Origin of the sequence: Sciscionella marina DSM 45152 (genome assembly GCF_000379465.1) — a bacterium.
GTDB classification, from domain to species: Bacteria; Actinomycetota; Actinomycetes; order Mycobacteriales; family Pseudonocardiaceae; genus Sciscionella; species Sciscionella marina.
The window spans coordinates 198,632-217,529 of sequence record NZ_KB905436.1 but is presented as its reverse complement, the minus strand read 5'-3'; the positions used below and the strand labels follow the sequence as shown (position 1 = coordinate 217,529).

Annotated in this window: 15 protein-coding genes; 7 read left to right on the top strand and 8 right to left on the bottom strand. The window is 67.1% G+C overall.

The features are described from left to right. Positions 1–17: 17 nt before the first annotated feature. Positions 18–1,421, top strand: coding sequence for an MFS transporter (locus tag A37U_RS47250; RefSeq protein WP_020501711.1), 1,404 nt, complete (start codon positions 18–20; stop codon positions 1,419–1,421). 20 nt (positions 1,422–1,441) lie between these two features. Next, on the top strand, positions 1,442–1,843 hold the full coding sequence (locus tag A37U_RS0137020) for a cytidine deaminase (RefSeq protein WP_020501710.1): 402 nt from the start codon (positions 1,442–1,444) through the stop codon (positions 1,841–1,843). Between the two features lie 214 nt (positions 1,844–2,057). On the opposite strand, the gene A37U_RS0137015 is transcribed toward A37U_RS0137020, so the two are convergent. After that, positions 2,058–3,593: a PucR family transcriptional regulator gene (locus A37U_RS0137015; protein WP_169527005.1), complete on the bottom strand. Its 1,536-nt coding sequence runs from the start codon at positions 3,591–3,593 to the stop codon at positions 2,058–2,060. An 85-nt stretch (positions 3,594–3,678) separates the two neighbouring features. Between A37U_RS0137015 and A37U_RS0137010 the strand changes: the two genes are divergently transcribed. Genes A37U_RS0137010 through gabT form a run of 3 tightly spaced genes read left to right on the top strand, consistent with a single transcriptional unit; the run spans position 3,679 to position 9,033 of the window. Further along, a complete protein-coding gene (locus tag A37U_RS0137010; RefSeq protein ID WP_026198005.1) occupies positions 3,679–5,724 on the top strand; it encodes a hydantoinase/oxoprolinase family protein in 2,046 nt (681 codons plus the stop codon). Next, on the top strand, positions 5,721–7,697 hold the full coding sequence (locus A37U_RS0137005) for a hydantoinase B/oxoprolinase family protein (protein ID WP_020501707.1): 1,977 nt from the start codon (positions 5,721–5,723) through the stop codon (positions 7,695–7,697). The genes A37U_RS0137010 and A37U_RS0137005 overlap by 4 nt, the downstream gene beginning before the upstream one ends. Before the next feature lie 13 nt (positions 7,698–7,710). Next, the gene (gene gabT, locus A37U_RS0137000; RefSeq protein ID WP_020501706.1) at positions 7,711–9,033 is read left to right on the top strand and encodes a 4-aminobutyrate--2-oxoglutarate transaminase; all 1,323 of its coding nucleotides are present in this window, start codon (positions 7,711–7,713) and stop codon (positions 9,031–9,033) included. A gap of 90 nt (positions 9,034–9,123) precedes the next feature. Here the strand turns inward: gabT and A37U_RS0136990 are convergent, their stop codons facing one another. Further along, positions 9,124–10,026 (bottom strand): alpha/beta hydrolase, encoded by a 903-nt coding sequence (locus A37U_RS0136990; protein WP_020501705.1) that lies wholly within the window; start codon positions 10,024–10,026, stop codon positions 9,124–9,126. 93 nt (positions 10,027–10,119) lie between these two features. On the opposite strand from A37U_RS0136990, the gene A37U_RS52340 reads away from it, so the two are divergent. Further along, on the top strand, positions 10,120–10,287 hold the full coding sequence (locus tag A37U_RS52340) for a DUF1622 domain-containing protein (RefSeq protein ID WP_157183274.1): 168 nt from the start codon (positions 10,120–10,122) through the stop codon (positions 10,285–10,287). Here the strand turns inward: A37U_RS52340 and A37U_RS0136980 are convergent. The 6 genes from A37U_RS0136980 to A37U_RS0136955 all read right to left on the bottom strand — a co-directional run bounded on the left by A37U_RS0136980 (position 10,277) and on the right by A37U_RS0136955 (position 18,188). Beyond that, entirely contained in the window at positions 10,277–10,630 is a 354-nt protein-coding gene (locus A37U_RS0136980; RefSeq protein WP_020501703.1) for a hypothetical protein, read from the bottom strand. The two genes, A37U_RS52340 and A37U_RS0136980, sit on opposite strands and share 11 nt — an antisense overlap. Next, complete coding sequence (locus tag A37U_RS0136975; RefSeq protein ID WP_020501702.1) at positions 10,590–12,113, bottom strand: sensor histidine kinase; 1,524 nt, start codon at positions 12,111–12,113, stop codon at positions 10,590–10,592. The genes A37U_RS0136980 and A37U_RS0136975 overlap by 41 nt, the downstream gene beginning before the upstream one ends. Further along, positions 12,091–12,852, bottom strand: a complete 762-nt coding sequence (locus A37U_RS0136970) for a response regulator transcription factor (protein ID WP_276143618.1) — start codon at positions 12,850–12,852, stop codon at positions 12,091–12,093. The genes A37U_RS0136975 and A37U_RS0136970 overlap by 23 nt, the downstream gene beginning before the upstream one ends. A gap of 66 nt (positions 12,853–12,918) precedes the next feature. Next, positions 12,919–14,949: a glycosyltransferase family 39 protein gene (locus A37U_RS0136965; protein ID WP_040589843.1), complete on the bottom strand. Its 2,031-nt coding sequence runs from the start codon at positions 14,947–14,949 to the stop codon at positions 12,919–12,921. 26 nt (positions 14,950–14,975) lie between these two features. Beyond that, a complete protein-coding gene (locus A37U_RS0136960; protein WP_020501699.1) occupies positions 14,976–16,238 on the bottom strand; it encodes a bifunctional glycosyltransferase family 2/GtrA family protein in 1,263 nt (420 codons plus the stop codon). Between the two features lie 87 nt (positions 16,239–16,325). Further along, a complete protein-coding gene (locus A37U_RS0136955; protein ID WP_020501698.1) occupies positions 16,326–18,188 on the bottom strand; it encodes a glycosyltransferase family 39 protein in 1,863 nt (620 codons plus the stop codon). Between the two features lie 137 nt (positions 18,189–18,325). On the opposite strand from A37U_RS0136955, the gene A37U_RS48900 reads away from it, so the two are divergent. Beyond that, positions 18,326–18,730, top strand: coding sequence for a hypothetical protein (locus A37U_RS48900; RefSeq protein ID WP_020501697.1), 405 nt, complete (start codon positions 18,326–18,328; stop codon positions 18,728–18,730). Positions 18,731–18,898: the final 168 nt, after the last annotated feature.

Genomic DNA, 18,898 nt, shown 5'->3' with positions numbered 1-18,898 from the left:
TCTGTTAGACAGGCACGGTGCATGAATCGTCGACGAAGACGAACACCGGCAGCGGGCAGCGGCTCGGCGGAAAACGGGCGGTGGCGCTGACCGCCACCCTGATGCTCAGCGTCCTTTCCTATCAGCTCAGTGCGACCATGCCGTCGCCCGTGCTGCCCGCGATCGCCGACTCGCTACACGTCAGCATCAGCGCGGTTTCCCAGATCCCGTCCACGCTCTTCCTCGCGGGCGCGGTACTCGGCTTCGTCTTCAACCGGTGGAGCGATTACCTCGGTCGCCGCCGGATACTCCTGGTCGCCCTCGCGGTCCAGGTCGTCGGCACGCTACTGTGCCTTTTCGCCCAAGATCTCCCGCTCCTGCTGATCGGGCGAGTACTGCAGGGTGCATCGAACGCGAGTTTCGGCTTCGCCTACCTGTTGCTGGCCGCTCACCTGCTGCCGAGGCTGTTCGGCACCGCGCTCGGCTTTGTCTCCGCGATCAACGGCGGGATCGGTGGTGTCGACACCTACCTCGCGAGTCTCATCACCGAACACTTCGGATTCCGGTCGATCTTCCTCGTCATCCTCGTCTGTTCGCTCGCTGCCGTCGCGAGCGCCTGGCGAATCGTGCCCCGAGACGGGCACACCGCCACCAGCGCACGCATGGACTGGTGGGGAGCCCTGCTGCTCGGGGCGAGCTTGGTATGCCTGAGCGAGATCTTCTCCACAGCCGCGGATCGGGGCTGGTCTGCGGGCGGCACACTCGGCTGGTCGGGCGGTTTCCTCCTCTCCACCGCACTGTTCTCGATAGTCGAGCACCGCCGTGTCAGCCCGCTCGTACCGATGCGCCAGCTCGCTTCGCGGCACGTCTGGCCCGTCCTTGCCACCACAGTCCTCGCTTTGGCCGGCACATTCACCGTCATGACCTACATCGCCGTGCTACTCGCCCAGAACCCGAACGCCGGATTCGGCTTCGGTCCGGGAATGGCAGCGTTGCTGATTCTCACCCCTGCCGCCCTGTTCGGCGCCGTCACCGCCCCCATCGCGGGTACCATCGCCGGACGGACGGGGTGGTTGCGGACACTGCGCCTCGGTATGGGGGCGAGCCTCGTGCTGACGATCGTGATCGCCATCGTGCACCACGACGAATGGCTCACCGTCGGACTCGTAGCCGCGCTCGGGATCGGGTTCAACGGTTTCGTGATGACCACCCTGGACGGGCTCGGTGTCGTGCAGACCCCACCCGATGCTCCGGCGGTACTGCCCGGGCTGAACAGCGCCGCTTTCGGTATCGGCGCGGGTATCGGCATCGCGGTCGCCGCGCCGTTCGCCGGGGCAGCCACCGAACAGGGCTTCACCATCGCGTTATGGCTCGCCGTCGCTGTCGCCGCCCTCGCATTCGGACTCACCTTCGTCATCGAACCTCGTGATACGACAGCGTGACAGCGGAAAGAAGAGCGCCAATGCAGATCCGGGAACCGAGCCACGATGAACGGCAACTATTCGACCTCGCCTGTTCCGCCCAACGAACGAGCTACCATCCACACTCGAGGTTCCGCGTCGGCGCCGCGCTGCGCACCCACGACGGGCAGATCCATACCGGGACGAACATCGATAACGCCTCCTATCCGGTCAGCGTCTGCGCCGAAGTGTCCGCCGTCAGTGCCGCTGTGACCCAGGGGGCAAAGCGCATCGAGACGGTCGCGGTGGTCGGCGAGGCGGACAGCGTGTCACCGTGTGGACAATGCCGTCAGTTGCTCAGCGAATTCGCCACCTCCACCACTACGGTGGTGTACCGCTGGCAAGGAGAAATGATCAGTGTACCGCTCACCGTGCTGCTGCCCCACGGCTTCGAACTTCGCTGACCGAGCGGCATCCGAATTTTGAACTCAGTCTTGGGTCAAAAGGACAGAGACGCGGGAAACGCGAACGATACCGGAGGGCCTTCATTCCTGGTGGATGATCACATCACCGGTATTGTCGGCCGGTCGGCTGGCGAACGGACTACGTGGGGCTCATATTCCTGGGCACGCGGGCGAGCTTCCCTTTCAGAAGCGGTGACGGCAACTCGGCCGAACCTCATTCCTCGAGCAGCCGGATGGCGACAGCGAGCTCGGCGAGCTCGGTGGCTGCCGTGAGGTCGTATCCGGTGACCATGCTCGCCCGTTTCAATCGGTAGCGCACGGAGTTGGGATGCAGCCCCAGTGTGCGGGCAGTGCGCCGAATATCCCCCTCGCTCCGAATGTACTCGGTCAACGCGGCGAACAGCGCCTGGTGTTCGGTGAGCGGCCGCAGCAGTTCGGTGACCTTGGCGCGCACCGTTTCCGGTTCGCGGGCGGCCACGAGCCAGTCGAGCAGGCCGATGTCTTCGAAACAGAGCTGTTCCCGATCCTGCCTTCTGGCTGCGCGCAGACCGAGTTCGGCTTCGCGCAACCGTTTCGGTCCTTCGGCGAGGTCGGCGAACGGTTCACTGATTCCACAGTGGACTCGCGAGGGGAGTTCGGCCAGCCACGGCAGCGGCGGGCTCTGCTCGGCGGGCAGCACCCCGACGATGTGCTCCTCGTGCACGCCGAGCACGAGCCGGGTCTCGGTGTCGAGGGCGAGCTTCTCGGCGGCGGCGATCCGGTCGGCGGCGCCGCCCGAGCCGAGCGGTCCGCTTTCGGCGAGCAGCAGCCGCACTGGTTCATTGCGCCGGAATCCGTGTGTTTCGAGGCGGTCCCAGATGTATGGTCCATCGCCTCGGTCACCGCCGAGGATCATCCGCAGTAGCCGCGCCCGGCGCAACCGGTCCTCGGTGCGCACCGCCTCACGGGAGCGCACGATCATGGTGACCAACCGTCTCGCCGCCTCCATCGCCGGTTCGGCGAGCTCCTCGGACACCGACGCCCTCCGGGAGGCGAGGGCGAGCCAGTGCAGCGTGGTGTCGGTGCGCACCGGATCGGTGAGCACCTGCCAGCGGCCGACGGTGAACCTGTTGCGGGTGTTCGGTTTGCTCGCGATCTCGGTCCGGATGATCTGGGTTGGCCCCAGACCGGACGAGGCCAGGATGGTGCCCGACTGGTCGTAGAGTACGACCGTGCTGCGCAGCAGGTCGGCCAGCCGGTGCACGAGCGCGGCGAGCGCGTCGGACTCGGTCAGCGACTCGAGCAGGTAGTCCTGGATATGCACGGTGCGCCGCTGCAGGTAGACGTCCTTGGTGAGGGTCGCCTTGCTGACCACGTCGATGATCTCGAGGAACGGTGTCTCCAGCGGAACCGAGAGCAGCGGAAGGCCACGGCGGGCCGCCTGCTCGACGAGCATCTCGGGAACGGTCTCCCTGGAGATCCCGGTGCCGAAGGCGAGCGCGGCGACTCCCGCGGTGACCAGCTCGTCGACCAGCTCGCGCTGCAGTAGCGCGGAGCCTTCGACTCCGGTGAACCTGGCCCCGGTGGTCAGCATCAGCCAGCCGGGCTTCATCCATCGTGCGGGGTGGTCGATCTCGATGGCGTGCGCGCCGAGGATCGGTGTCTCCGGGTCGGCCTCGGTGACCATGCGCAGGCCGAGCCGCTTGACGGCAAGCAGGTCGACGAGATGAAACCTTGTCGCCGTGTTGTCCACACTCACAAGGATCAGCACCCTCATTCTCACTTCGGACAATTGCGCCCAGTGTGACCTGCAACTCATAGTTGCGGAACAGTATCCCCGAGAAAGAGGTGCTGACGTGCGGAAATTCCGAGTTGCGGTGGATGTCGGCGGCACGTTCACCGATGTCTGCGTGTTCGATACCGAGAACGCGTCCACGGCGGTCGCCAAGGTCGCCTCGACCCCGGACGACCCGATGCGAGCCGTGATGAACGGGGTGCGCACCGCCGGGGTCGACCTCGCCGAGGTCGCGCTGTTCTCGCACGGGACGACGGTGGCCACGAACGCGTTGATCACCAGGAACTTCCCGAGCGCTGCGATGGTGACCACCCGCGGTTTCCGGGACGTGCTCGAGATACGCAACGGCACCAAGGACGACCTGTGGGACGCCTACCAGGATGTCGGCAAGCCTTACATCCGCCGCCGCGATCGGTACGAGGTCACCGAGCGGGTGAACTACACCGGCGATGTGGTGACTCCGCTCGACGAGAACGAGGCCAGGCGGGTCGCCCGGGTGCTGCGGCGCAAGGAAGTGCGGGCGGTCGCGGTGGCGTTCGTGAACTCCTACGCCAATGCCGGGCACGAACGCCGGATGGCCGAGATCCTGGCCGAGGAGCTGCCCGGGGTGCAGGTTTCCACGTCGAGCGCGGTACTCCCGGAGATCTTCGAGTACGACCGGTTCTCCACGACCGTGGCCAACACCGTGCTCGGCCCCTTGGTCAGCGGGTACGTCAACCGGCTCGAGAAGGAGCTCGCCGGTGGCGGTTACGACGGTGACCTGTTGCTGTTGCACTCCGGGGGCGGGTCGATGACCCCGCGCATGGTCGAGCAGTACCCGGTCCGGCTCGCCGCCTCGGGGATCGCGGCCGGCGCCATCGCGGTCCAGGATCTGGCCGAACGCTGTGGTTACGCCAATGCGATCGGGCTGGACATGGGCGGGACGAGCACCGACATCTCACTGGTGCACGGCGGCGAGATCAGGGTGACCAAGGAATGGCACGTCGAGTACGGCTTCCCGATCTGCTTCCCGAGCATCGAAGTGCTCACCATCGGGGCGGGTGGTGGCTCGCTCGCCTGGCTCGACGAGGCCGGTTCGCTGCGCAACGGCCCCGCGTCGGCCGGTGCGGATCCCGGGCCCGCCTGTTATGGATTCGGCGGCAAGGATCCGACGAATACCGACGCGAGCCTGGTACTCGACCGGCTCGGTACCGAACTCGTCGGCGGGGCGATGAGCCTGGACCGGTCCGCGGCCGAGGAGGCGATCACCGCAGCGGTCGCCGAACCGCTCGGTCTCGGCCTCGATGAGGCGGCCAGCGACATCCTCCAGGTGGCGAACGCGAACATGGGCGATGCCGTGCGGTTGATCTCGATCCGCCGCGGCTACGATCCGCGTGATTTCGCCTTGGTCGTGTTCGGTGGGGCCGGTGGTCTGCACGGCGCGGCGCTGGCCAAGGAGCTCGCCATCCCCGTCGTCGTGGTGCCTTCGCATCCGGGTATCACCTCGGCACAGGGTTGTCTTCTCGTCGATATCCGCCACGACCTGAGCGTGATGTTCCAGTCCGAGGCGGCCACCACGGACCTCGATCGGCTGGAGGCGGAATTCGGCGCACTCGAGGCCGATGCGGTCGAGCGGCTGCGTTATGAAGGGGTCGCCGCTTCCGACATGCGGCTGGAGCGTTCGATCAGCATGCGGTATGCAGGTCAGTGGCGTTCGCTCACCGTGCCCGTCGGCTCGGGCGTGGGTGCGCTCGATGCCGCTGTGGAACGCTTTCACGAGGAACACGAGCGGGAGTACTCGTTCCGCCGTGACGATACTCCGGTCGAGCTGTACCAGTTGCTGTTGTGCGCGACCGGGACGACGCCGAAACCACGTTTCCCACGCAGCGAGGTCACCGAGCAGCAGCCGCCCGAGCCCCGCATGTATCGGAGCACCTACTTCGAGGAGAACGGTTCCCGGGTGCGGACTCCGGTCTACGACCGCGCGGAATTGCGTGCGGGGACACGGATCCTCGGCCCGGCGGTCATCGAGCAGCTCGACTCCACGACGGTCGTACCGCCCGGGACTCCGGCCACGATCGACGAATGGCTCAACATCCGAATCCATGTCGCGGAGGGCAGGAAATGAGCACAGCACGAGAAGCGGCGCGTCAGCGCGAACTGGACCCGGTCACCTTCGAAGTACTCAAGAACGCCTTTGCCACCTCCGTCGATCTGATGTCCGAGCAGATCCTGCGTACCTGCTATTCCTTCGTGATCTACGCGCGGGATTTCTCCTCGGCGCTCTGCGACGCGCGGGGGAACACCGTGATGCAGGGCAGCCAGGACCTCGCTGCCCATGTCGGAACCCTGCATTTCCAGTGCAAGGCCGTGCTCGAGGAATTCGGCGAGGACATCGGTCCCGGCGATGTGTTCGCGGTGAACTGCCCGTATCTGGGCGGTACCCACCTCAACGATGTCAGCTTCATCCGGCCGATCTTCGCCGAAGGCGAGCTGATCGCTTTCGCGCAGAACAAGGGACACTGGGCCGATATCGGCGGGAACGTGCCCGGCTCCTTCGACGTCAACGCGACCACGCATTTCAGTGAAGGACTGCGCATCACCCCGGTTCGCCTCTGGCACGGCGGCAAACTGGCCGCGGATGTGGCACGACTGCTCGTGGCCAACACCCGCTCCCCGCAGATCAGCCTCGGCGACCTGCACGCACAGGCCGAGGCGACCGGGGTGTGCGAGCGGGAGCTGCACCGGCTCGTGGCCAAGTACGGCAAGGCCGAGGTCGTCGAGGCCATGCAAGAGGTCCAGGACTATGTGGAACGCATCGTGCGGGCCAGGGTCGCCGAACTTCCGGACGGAACCTGGACGGCCACCGACTACATCGACTTCGACCCGGCGCACGGGGAAGGACTGGTCCCGGTCCAGGTGCGGTTGAGCATCTCCGGCGACCAGGTCGACTACGACCTGCACGGCAGCGCCCCGGCCGTGGCCAGCTTCCTCAACGCCGGTTATGGCACGGCTTTCTCCGGAATCATCGCGGGCACCAAGACCTTCTTCCCGGATGTCCCACTGAACTCCGGTTTCTACAACGCGCTCGAGATCGACATCGGCCCGGAGGGCACCGTGGTCAACGCGGGCTGGCCGCACGCGGTGACCGGATTCTGCTCCGGCCCGTACGAGAAGATCATGAACGCCACCTTCGAATTGTGGTCGCACGTGGTTCCCGAGCGTGCCATGGCGTGCTCCTACAACCTCGAATACCTGCTCATCGGCGGATACGATGCGCGAACCGCGGGCCGTGACTACTTCATGTGGTACGACTGGATGGCCGGCGGCTGGGGCGGCCGCCATGACCGAGATGGTTCCGGTGCGACATCGCCGATCTTCGGGGTCGGGCTCGCCGTGCAGCCGATGGAAGGGCAGGAACGGCTCAATCCGGTGCTGACCAGCGTGCACGAACTGATCACCGATTCGGCGGGGCCGGGCCGGTACCGGGGTGGTGCGGGTGTGCGCAAGGGCGGCACCCTCACCGACTGCGAGCAGACGGTGATGTCCTACTGCTGCGATCGGGCGCGCTCGGTCACCTGGGGTATCGAGGGCGGCCTTCCGTCGATACCGCACGGGGTGTGGCTCAACGAGGGAACACCGGAGCAGCGGTTCCTCGGCTCGGTGTTCGCCGGGGTGCCGGTGGCCTCCGGGGACAGGTTCACGCGCCCCTCCGCTGGCGGTGGTGGCTACGGTGACCCGCTCGAGCGTGAACCCGGACTGGTGCTCGAGGATGTGATCGACGGGTACGTCTCCCTCGGTGGTGCCGAGCGGGACTACGGGGTGATCGTGACCGCGGTCGACCCGGAGATCGATCACTACGAAATCGACTACGCCGCAACGAAAACCACCAGGGACGAGATCCGTGCCAACCGCAGTGACTGGCTCCGGGCCGATCCAGAGGAGATCGCCGGACGTTATCGCGAGGGCACGCTTTCCCTGTTCGACCTCGTGCGCCGCTACGGCGTGATCGTCGACTGGGGCACCGGTGAATTGTTCGCCAAGACCACCGAGCAATTCCGCGCCATGCTCGCCGAACGCATGAGCGGGCATTGGACCTGAGGAAGGTGACCGCATGACGAACACCGCGAACCCCGGACTGCGCACCGGCATTCCCGGACCGGCCGCGCAGCGGCTCGGCCTGCGACGAGAGCGTGCCGTGGCGGACGGCGCATCCTCCCTGCTGCCGGTGTACACCGAAAGCGGTGGCGACGGGGTGCTCATCGACGTGGACGGCAATGCCTTCATCGACCTCGGCTCGGGGATCGCGGTCACCAGCGTGGGTAACCCCGCGCCGAAGGTGACCGAGGCGATTCGTGAACAGGCCGGACGGTTCATCCACACCTGCTTCATGGTCAGCGGGTACGAGGGCTATGTCGAGGTCTGCGAGCAGCTCAACGAACTCACTCCGGGTGCGCACGACAAGCGTTCGGTACTGTCCAATTCAGGAGCCGAGGCCGTGGAAAACGCGGTCAAGATCGCCCGCCACGCCACCGGCCGGTCCACCGTGGTCGTGTTCGACAACGCCTACCACGGCCGTACGAATCTGACGATGGCCCTCACCGCGAAGAACATGCCGTACAAGCACCGTTTCGGCCCCTTCGCCCCGGAAATCGCCCGGGTGCCGATGTCCTATCCCTATCGCGATCCGCACGGTATGACCGGACAGCAGGCCGCCCAACGGGCCATCGACCGGATTCGTACCCAGGTCGGCGCCGAGAACACCGCTGCCGTCCTCCTCGAACCGATCCAGGGCGAAGGCGGATTCATCGTGCCCGCGCCCGGTTTCCTGCCCGCTATCGCCGAATGGTGCCGGGACAACGGGGTGCTGTTCATCGCCGACGAGATCCAGACCGGATTCTGCCGCACCGGTTCCTGGTTCGCCTGTGAGCACGAGAACATCCTGCCGGATCTGATCACCACGGCGAAAGCGCTCGCCGGCGGGCTGCCACTGGCAGCGGTCACCGGACGCGCCGAGATCATGAACAGTGTCCACCGGGGCGGGCTCGGCGGGACATACAGCGGAAACCCGATCGCCTGTGCCGCCGCGCTCGCGGCCATCGACACCATGCGCGAGCAGAACCTGGTCGCCGCCGCGGCCGCTGTCGAGGAGACCACCAGGCCCCGGCTCGATGCGCTGGCCCAGCGCGATGACGGCATCGGCGAAGTGCGGGGCCGGGGCGCGATGCTGGCCCTCGAGTTCGTGCATCCGGGAACCGGCAGGCCCGATCCGGAACGCACCGCGCGCATCGCGGCCCACTGCCACCGTGCCGGAACCATCGTGCTCACCTGCGGTACCCACGACAACGTCATCCGGCTCCTTCCTCCGCTGACCATTCCCGCCCAGACGCTCGTGGAAGGACTCGACACGCTGGAAGCCGCCGTCGCGGAGTGCTAGCCCTCGAGCTCCTGGCCCCACACCGTTGCGGTGGTCAGTTTGCGCGGCATTCGCTGGGTCGCGGCCATTGCGAGCTCCATTTCCGGTTTCTCAGCCGGCGATCAGCACGGTGCCGAGGAATTCGTCGAGTACATCGACCACGTGCTTGAAGGTGGGGTCGTCATCGAACATCCACTCGGTGTGCCCGCGCCCCTCGAGCAATTCCAGGCGTTTCGGCTCGCGCGCGTGCTCGTACATCGACTGTGCCTCGACCGGCTTGTGCAGATCGTTGTGCGCACCGTGCAGGACGAGCAGCGGACGCGGTGCGATCCGCTCGACCACCTGTTCCGGAGCGAACCGCAGCAGGAAATCCGCCGATTCCAGGGTGACTCCGCTGCCGAATCCAGGGGTCTTGTACAGCTCGGCACCGACGTACCCATCGGTGCGATCGTCCAGATTGAGCCGCACGATGTCCCACGGGTCAGCGAGCTCGGAACGTCCGGTGCTGGTCCGCCTGCCACGATCGGCCTCGATCCGGTGCAGCAGGCCCGCCCAGCTCGCCTCGTCGTGCATATTTCGGGTGGACCGGGTTCCGTCCGCGATCCCGTTGAGACAGGCTACCGCGCGCACCCGCGGATCCTCGGCCGCCTCGGCGACGACCACGCCACCACCGAGTCCCCAGCCGACCAGGGCGAGGCGCCCGGCGTCCACTTCGGACACGGTGCCGATGCGGTCGATACCCGCACGCACATCCTCGGCCCATTCCTGCGGTATGAGCCTTCCCCGTTCCCCTTCACTGAGCCCGAATCCGCGGTAGTCGAACGCGAGAACGGCATAACCGAGAGGATTGAGCGCGCGGGCGAATCGTTCCGGGTGGATGGTCTTCTGCCCCTGATAGCCGGAGCAGGCGAGCACCACCGGATAGGGCGCGCGCTCGCCGCCGTCATCGGGCAGGTGCAGATCGGCGTCCAGGCGTAGTCCGCTCGAGAAGAACGGCAAGGGTCGGGTGGTCACGGGATCCTCCTGTCGCGCGAGGAATCGGTGTGCTCCTCGCTCACGGCGGGGGATCATCGACCTGCCGCGCGCCGGAGCACAATCCTTGTTGCCGTGCCCGCAACAGTGATCTTCATCCGCAGGCGCGATTCTTTCCGGACGGATGCCGGGTACTGCCTTCTGCTCGGGCTGGCGTTTCTGTTCGCCGCCCCGTACGTCGCCGATGTCATCCCGCTGCCGGTCACCGCCATCGCGATCCTCGGCGGTGTGGTCATACGATGAGCGTGCCTTCGATCGTCTTCTTGGCGGTCAGCTGGATCGGGTTCATCTGGCTGATGATCCGGTTGATCCGGAACCCGCGCAATCGGATCTCGGGGACTTCGTGGCGATCTTCTTCATCGCCACCGATGGTTCGGCCACCGCGGAGCTTTCCGTGCGAGGGCAGGGCATCGTGCTGATGGCCGTCGTTCTCGCCGCGATCGTGGGCTTCGCGCTCGCGGCGCGCGACGGTGTCCGCAACTACCGGCTCGCGCAGGCGGGCTTGTTCCTCATCGCTGTCGTCCTCGTTTTCGTGTTGCCGGCTACTATCCCTGCCGATGTGCCGAATCTTCCGAGAGCGGTGCACAGTCCCTGACCGGCAGTTGTACGGTGAATTCGGTCTTGTGTGGCTGGCTGCGTACTTCGACGGTGCCGCCGTGTGCGTTGGCCACTGCGGAGACGATGGCCAGCCCGAGTCCGGTGCTGCCTGCTGATCGGGAGCGTGAGCTGTCGCCGCGGGCGAACCGTTCGAAGACTGTGGGCCTGAGCTCTGCAGGTATACCGGGGCCGTCGTCGTGGACGGTGAGTACTGCTGCCGTGTCCACGGTGGACAGGGTGATGGTGACCGTGGTGCCTTCCGGGGTATGGGTGCGTGCGTTCGCGAGGAGGTTGGCCACCACCTGGTGCAGTCGTTGCTCGTCCCCGGTCACGGTGACCGGGGTGTCGGGCAGGGACAAGCGCCAGTGGTGCTCGGGGCTGGCGATGTAGGCGTCGTTGACGGCGTCGGCGACGAGGCGGGTGAGGTCGACGTGTTCGCGTTGCAGTGGGCGTCCGGAGTCGAGCCGGGCGAGCAGCAGCAGGTCTTCGACCAGGGTGGTCATCCGGTTCGCCTCGGATTCCACTCGTTGCATGGCGTAGCCGATGTCGTCGGGGGTGACGTTTTGGCTGCGCCGGGTGAGTTCGGCGTAGCCGCGGATGGATGCCAGTGGGGTGCGTAGTTCGTGGCTGGCGTCGGCGAGGAACTGGCGCATCCGGGTCTCGCTCTCGTGGCGTGCCGAGAGTGCGGCCGAGACGTGTTCGAGCATCCGGTTCAGCGCGCTGCCGACCTGGCCGACCTCGGTGCCCAGGCGGGCCTGGTCCTGCGGCACCCTGGCGACCAGCTCGACCTCACCTTCGTCGAGTCTCGTCGCGGAGACCTCGCGGGCGGTCTCGGCCACCCGGTCCAGTGGACGCAGTGTCCGGCGGATGACGAACCGGCCGGCGAGCCCGGCGACGATCAGTCCGAACCCGGCCACGACCGCGAACAGCACCGCCAGGTTGAACACCGTGTCGTCGACGGTACTCAACGGCAGTCCGATGACGATGGTGCTGCCGTCGACGGCATGCACCGAACGCAGCCGGTAGTTCCCCAGTTCGCCGACGGCCATGCTGTGCGCGTGGTCGTCCATCGGAATCTCGGTGAAGATCCCGGTGTCCTGTCCGGGAACCGGGTGCTGCTGGCCGATCGAAGGTCCGAGCATCGCTGCCTCGACGACCTTGCCGTGCACTATCTTGGCGCCGAGCGTCCCGGGCGGGATACCGGGCTGACGGAGGAAATCCAGGGACTCCCTGTGGTGCTTCGGCAGCACGATGCCTTTCGGTGGTCCATGCTGTATTCGTTCGACCGCGGGGGTCATTTGCGAGTCCAGCTCCTGCACCAGGAATTCGCGCAGGAACACGTCCGCGACGACGCCGATCACCGCGCAGACCACGGCAAGGATGACCACCTGGCCGACCAGCAGCCGACCGCGCAGTGACCAGTGGCGCGGATCCAGCCAGCGCGGACGCTCAGCTCGCCGGCTTGAGCACATACCCCGCGCCGCGCATGGTGTGGATCATCGGCTCCCGGCCGAGGTCGATCTTCTTGCGCAGGTAGGAAATGTAGAGCTCGACGATATTGGCCTGGCCGCCGAAGTCGTAGTTCCACACACGGTCGAGGATCTGCGCTTTGCTCAGCACTCGTTTCGGATTGCGCATGAAGAACCGCAACAGCTCGAACTCCGTCGCGGTGAGCTGGATCGGCTCACCACCGCGGGTGACCTCCCTGCTGTCCTCGTCCAGCGCCAGGTCACCGACGACCAGCTGGGCGCCTGAGGCGATGGGGGTGACTCCGGTTCTGCGCAGCAGCCCGCGCAGTCGCAGCACCACCTCTTCGAGGCTGAACGGTTTGGTGACATAGTCGTCTCCACCCGCGGTCAGCCCGGCGATCCGATCCTCCACGGAGTCCTTCGCGGTCAGGAACAGCACCGGCAGAGCGGGAATGTCGGCGCGGAGTTTGCGCAGCACTTCTCTGCCGTCGAGGTCGGGCAGCATGATGTCGAGCACCACGATGTCGGGCTGGAACTGCCGGGCCACGCGTGCCGCGGACAGCCCGTCTCCTGCCGTGTCCACCCGCCAGCCCTCATAGCGCAGCGCCATCGACACCAGCTCCGCGATGGAGGGCTCGTCGTCGACCACGAGCACCCGGACAGGTTGCCCGTCCGGACGGCGCATCTGTCCGCCGCTTTCCGGGGTGTATGTGGGACCGATGTCCTGCCGGGGGCTCGTCATGGCTTCATCCTCGAGGCCGTTCCGATGCACTCGCTTGGTGTTTCCTGTGTCTTCCCTGTGAATGGGTCAGGAACGCAGATCGTAGACCGTCTGGCCGCCCACGGTCTTCGCGGTGTAGTGCTGTTTGACCCATTGGGTGATCTCCTTCGCTGGACCGGTGCTGCCCGGTCCGAAACGCATCCCGGCGCCTTGTTTGCCGGAGTGTCCGCCACCGCCCGGCCCCCCGCCGCCGAACATGCTGTCCGCGATGAAGTAGCTGATCTTGCCTTCGCGCACGTACTGCTGGAACTGGGCCAGGGTCGGTGAGTTGTCGGTTCCCATGAATCCGCCGATGGCCATCACCGCTTTGCCGGTGGCCAGCTCGATGCTGGCCGCGCCCTGGGACCCGGTGGTGGCCGCCGCCCATGTGGTGTTCGTGGCCTTGATCAGCGTGGCCATCGCGGCGCTCGTGGACTTGCCGGGCATGCCGCCGTGGTGCCTGCTGCCGCCCGGGACACCGTGGTTTCCGCCGCCGGGCATGCCGCCCATCATGGACTGTTCGGGCCCCGCGACGGGGATCCCACCGTTTGGTTTCATGGTCGTGGTTTCCACGGCATAGGCGGTGGTGCCGGTGGCCGCGGTCAGCACGGCCACGACTGCGAGCGCGGCGGCGAACCTGCGCAGCTGGTGTGCGCCGGCGGCGAGCAGAGCGGCCACCAGAATCGACAGCACGAGCACGATCCAGCGCATCGCGGGCAGCCAGTCCGAGGTCTCGTCGAGCAGTACGAACCCCCAGATGCCGGTCGATGCGACCATCGCGGCGAGCACCAGCCGTGGCGCCAGGTGCGCCCGGCCGCGCCAGAGTTCACGACCGCCGATGCCGATCAGCGCGGCGATGGCCGGAGCGAGGGCCACCGTGTAGTAGGGGTGGATGATGCCCTGCATGAAGCTGAACACCAGCCCGGTGACCAGCAGCCAGCCGCCCCACAACAGCAGTGCGGCCCTGGTGTGGCCGGTGCGCGGGCTGCGCCGGGTGAACCACAGCCCGGCGACCAGAGCGATCAGCGCCGCGGGCAGCAGCCACGATATCTGCGTGCCGAAACTCTCCCCGAACAGCCTGCCGACGCCGGTGCTGCCACCGAACATTCCATGGGCCATCTTGCCCATTCCGCCAGGCATGTCGCCCCCGCCACCGCCGGGCACACCCCCGCCACGGTGAGCACCTCCGCCGGGACCGAGGTTGCCCTCGCCGCCGAAGACGCGGCCGAGACCGTTGTAGCCGAGCGCGAGCTGGAGCAGGCTGTTGTTGGTGGAGCCGCCGATGTAAGGGCGTGACGAGCTGGGCCACAGGTCGGCCAGCGCGATGTACCAGCCGGCCGCGACCACGATCGCCAGGCCCGCGCCGAGCAGGTGCCAGATCCGCCGCCACAGCCCGGTAGGCGCCGCGACCAGGTACACCAGGGCGAGGCCCGGAACCACGAGGAAGGCTTGGATCATCTTGGTGAGGAAGGCGAATCCGAGTAGGGTCCCGGCGCCGAGCAGCCAGCCCAGCCGCGCCCGCTCGGTGGCGCGCACCGTGCAGTAGGCCGCGGCGACCATGAGCAGTACCAGCAGCGCGTCCGGGTTGTTGAACCGGAACATCAGTACCGCTACCGGGGTCACCGCGAGCGCGGCACCGGCCAGCAATCCGACGGCCGGGCCCGACCAGCGCCGCACGGCGGCATACAGCAGCCCGACCGAGGCGACACCCTCCAGAGCCTGGGGAACGAGCATGCTCCAACTGGAGAAACCGAAGATGCGCCCGGACAACACCATCACCCACAACGACGCGGGCGGTTTGTCCACGGTGATCGCGTTCGAGGAATCGAGCGAGCCGAACAACCACGCCTTCCAGTCCTGAGTGCCTGCCTGCACCGCGGCCGCGTAGAAGTCATTGGCGTAACCGTTGGCACCGAGGTTCACCAGGTACAGCACCGCGGTCAGGCACAGCAACGCCAGTACCGACGGCCGCACCCAGGCCGGCCGCTCGGCCGGACCGAACAGCAGCCGGGGCAGTCCTGTCCTGGGCCCGCGTATCCCGGCGGCCGGTGCCGTTGTCTCGGACATCGTGGTCGTCATCATCGCCTCTCGATCGGTAGTGGAATTCAGGCACTGCGCTGTCGGCGGGGATGGAACACCCAGCCGCGCAGCAGCACGAAGCGCAGTACGGTCGCGACGAGGTTCGCCAGGACGAGTACGGCGAGCTCGGTGGTTTGGCTCGGGTGGGTGTAATGGTGCAGGGCCCAGAGGGCGCCGCTGGTCAGCGCGAAGCCGAGGGCGAACACCATCAGCCCTTCGAATTGGTGGCGGCCGAGGTTGGCCCGGCCGCGCACCCGGAAGGTGAGTCGCCGGTTGGCCGCGGTATTGGCGATCGCGGTCAGCAGCAGCGCCAGGAAGTTCGCGATCTGAGCGTTCATCCCGGCACGGAAGATCAGATACAGCACCAGGTACGCCGCCGTGGACAGCACTCCGATGCAGGAGAACCGGACCAGCTGGCGCAGCAGGCTCGGCGGCACCCCCTCGGTGGCGCGCTGCCTGCCGAATCGGCCGGCGATCCGGTCGAGTGGGAGCCGACCGCTGGCGAAGGAACGGGTCAGCCGCCACATCCCCTTCAGGTCGGCCAGTGCGGTGGCCACGATATCCACCCGCGAGTCCGGATCGTCCACCCAGTCCACGGGGACCTCGTGGATACGCAATCCGCTGCGTTCGGCGAGCACCAGCAGTTCGGTGTCGAAGAACCAGCCGGTGTCGGCCACCATCGGCAGCAGCCGCCGGGCCACATCCGCTCGGATCGCTTTGAAGCCGCACTGCGCGTCCGAGAACCGCGCGGAAAGCGTGCCGCGCAACAGCAGGTTGTAGCAGCGTGAGATGAACTCCCGCTTCGCCCCGCGCACCACGTTGGAGCTCCGGGAAAGCCGGGAGCCGATCGCCAGATCGGAATGACCCGACACCAGCGGCGCGATCAGCGGGCCGAGCGCGTCCAGATCAGTGGACAGGTCCACATCCAGATAGGCGAGCACCGGGGCGTCCGAGGCCGACCAGACCGCGTGCAGCGCCCTTCCCCGGCCTTTTTGTTCCAGGCGGGTGGACGTCACCTCGTGGAGCTCCTGGGCCAGCCGTTGTGCGATCTTCGGTGTCCGATCGATACTGGCGTTGTCCGCGATGGTGATGCGATAGCGGTAGGGAAGTTTCCGGGAAAGGTAAGCGTGCAATCTGCGCACCGAGGATTCCAGGTCTTTTTCCTCGTTGTAGACGGGAACGACGAGATCGAGAACGGGAACGCCGTCGCGTAGCGCGATTTCCGCGATATCGGGACGCGTTTCTCGTTCCTCGGAGGCGGCGGAGAGCGGGGATTCGGTGTGCGTCATACTCATGAACCTGCCCGCCCGGCTTGTACCCAGCATGTGTTCCACCTGTGCGAGAGCTGTGAGGGCACGGTCAGTCGGTACACCATCTCACTCCGTAAGATCGTAGATCGTGGTCCCCTCGACCGTTGTGGCCGCGAAGTGTTGTTTCACCCAGGATTCGATACGTTGTGATTCGTCCGATCCGGTGCGCTCGGCGCCGCCATGCATGCCCATCAGCCGGGATTCGATGAAGTAGTGGATCTTGTGGGACCGCACGTTCTCCTGGAACCGAGCCAGGGTCGGTGCGGGATCGGTGCCGTTGTAGCCGCCGATCGCGAGCACCGGCGCACCACTGGCCAGCTGGTAGCCGGCCGCGTTGTCCGAGCCGATCGTCGCGGCCACCCAGGTGTAGGCGTCGGTGTTCGCGCGCAACCGGGAGGCGAGCTCTTTACCTGGTTCGACAGTCCCGAAGGGGCCGCCCCCATGCCGGGCGGGGCCACCGCCTTTCCGACGGTGTCCCGGTCCGTGACCGCCACCGGGCATCCCCGACCCGGCGGGGCCGGCCGAGGGCATCGCCCCACGATGCTCGGCTGTCACCGTGGCCACCGAATACGCCCCGGGCGCCACACAGCTGGCAACCAGCGCACCGACCAGCACCGTACGCGCCAGCGCCCGTGGCAGCCGGTGCACGACCAGCAGCAGCACCGCCGCGGTGAGCCCGAGCATCGGGACCACGACACGTAACCAGGGCTGCCAATCGGTGCGCGCGAGCAGCACCCCGGCCAGCACCGCACCGATCGCCACGGTACCGGCGAGCACCACCCGCGCCGCCGGAACCGCGCGCCGCCGCCACACCAGCACCGCCCCCATACCGCACAGCGCACCCACTGCGGGAGCGAGCGCCACACTGTAGTACGGGTGCACGATGCCCTGGGCGAAGCTGAACACCGCCCCCGTCACCACCAACCAGCCACCCCAGAGAACGAAGCCCGCACGGGTCCGGTCGCCCAGCGGTGCGCGCCGGGTCATCCACAGTCCCGCCCCGAGGGCCAGCACCGCGGCGGGCAGCAACCAGCCGATCTGTGTTCCCATCTGCGTGCCCAGCAGCCGGGCCCACCCCACATCCCAGTTCGTGTTGCCGAGCCCACCGGTCTCTGCTCCGCTGATCCGGCCGAGACCGTTGTAACCGAAGGCCAGCTCGAGGGCACTGTTGTGCTGCGAGCCGCCGATATAGGGTCGATCGGCCGCGGGTACCAGCGCGACGGCGAGGATCCACCAACCAGCCGAGATCAGCAGCACGAGACCGGCGACGGTCAGCTGTCCCAGTTTGCGTACCGGTCTGATCGGCGCGGCGAACAGATAGACCAGCACGAACGCGGGCAGCACAAGGAACGCCTGCAACATCTTCACCAGAAAGCCGTAACCGACCAACAGACCGGCGCTCGCGAGCCACCAGCCGCTGCCCCGCTCGGCCGCCCGCGTCACGCAATAGGTCGCCGCGACCAATACCAGCACCAACAGCGCATCCGGGTTGTTGTACCGGAACATCAGCGTGGCGACCGGGGTCAGCGCCAGCACCGCGCCCGCGATCAGTCCGGCGGCCGGGCCGTACCAGCGGCGCACCGTCACGTACAGCAGCCCGACCGAAGCGACCCCGGCAAGCGCCTGCGGCAGCAGGATGCTCCAGGCGTTCACCCCGAAACAGCGGGCGAACAGGTCCATCGGCCACAGCGCACCGGGTGCCTTGTCCACCGTTATCGCGTTGGCCGCGTCGGTCGACCCGAAGAAGAACGCCTTCCAGCTCTGTGCCCCCGCTTGCACCGCTGCCGAATAGAAGGAGTTCGCCCAGCCCGATGAGCCGAGTCCGACACCGTAGAGCAACGCGGTGGACGACAACAACACGAGCAGTAGGGGCCGCACCGCCGCCGGATCGGTCCGGTGTCCGCGCAGGAAGCGAAGAATCGGGGTCACGATCGTCCAGCGTGCCGGTGCTCGCTGGACGGACCATGTGCATTCGCTGTGCGCGCGCTGTGCATGGCCCGGATGCGTATGGCTCGGATCCGCCACCACACAGCGCATACACAGGGAAGAACGCGATACTCGCCGACATGACACACGACGTGCAGACCGAGGACCGCGCGAGCGAGCCGGAACCCGTCTGGGGCGCCCCGGGGACTGCCGAGGTCGGCCACTGGTCCAACCGCCGAACACTGACCGCGGTACTGGCCGCGCTCGTCATCGCCGCTGCCGGCACCGGCGTCATCTACGCCGCCACCGGATCGAGTTCCGGCTCCGGCCCCATGATGGGACCCGGGGGTTTCGGCGGACCGGCCGGGATGAACGGACCGGGTGGAATGAGCGGGCCAGGTGGATCCGGGCAGGGCGGTTTCGGCCCGGGCAACACCGGCGCGGGCAGTCAGGCCGGAATGCCGGCACAGCGCCCCGGCGGGCAAAGCGGCGGAAACCAAGACGACAAGAGGCACACCCCGGGGCAGAACCCGGCCAAACCATAAGGACCGTGACCACGGCGCAACCCGGGACTGCGCGGACCACCACCGTGCGCGGCCCGGCGGCCCATCACGAAGCTTCGGAAGGTTCGGCTACGCGGATGTCCCGCCCGCAATCCAGCGGGACCGGACGCCGGGTGGCGGCCATTCCGGTCAGCTGGGAGAGAACCGGGG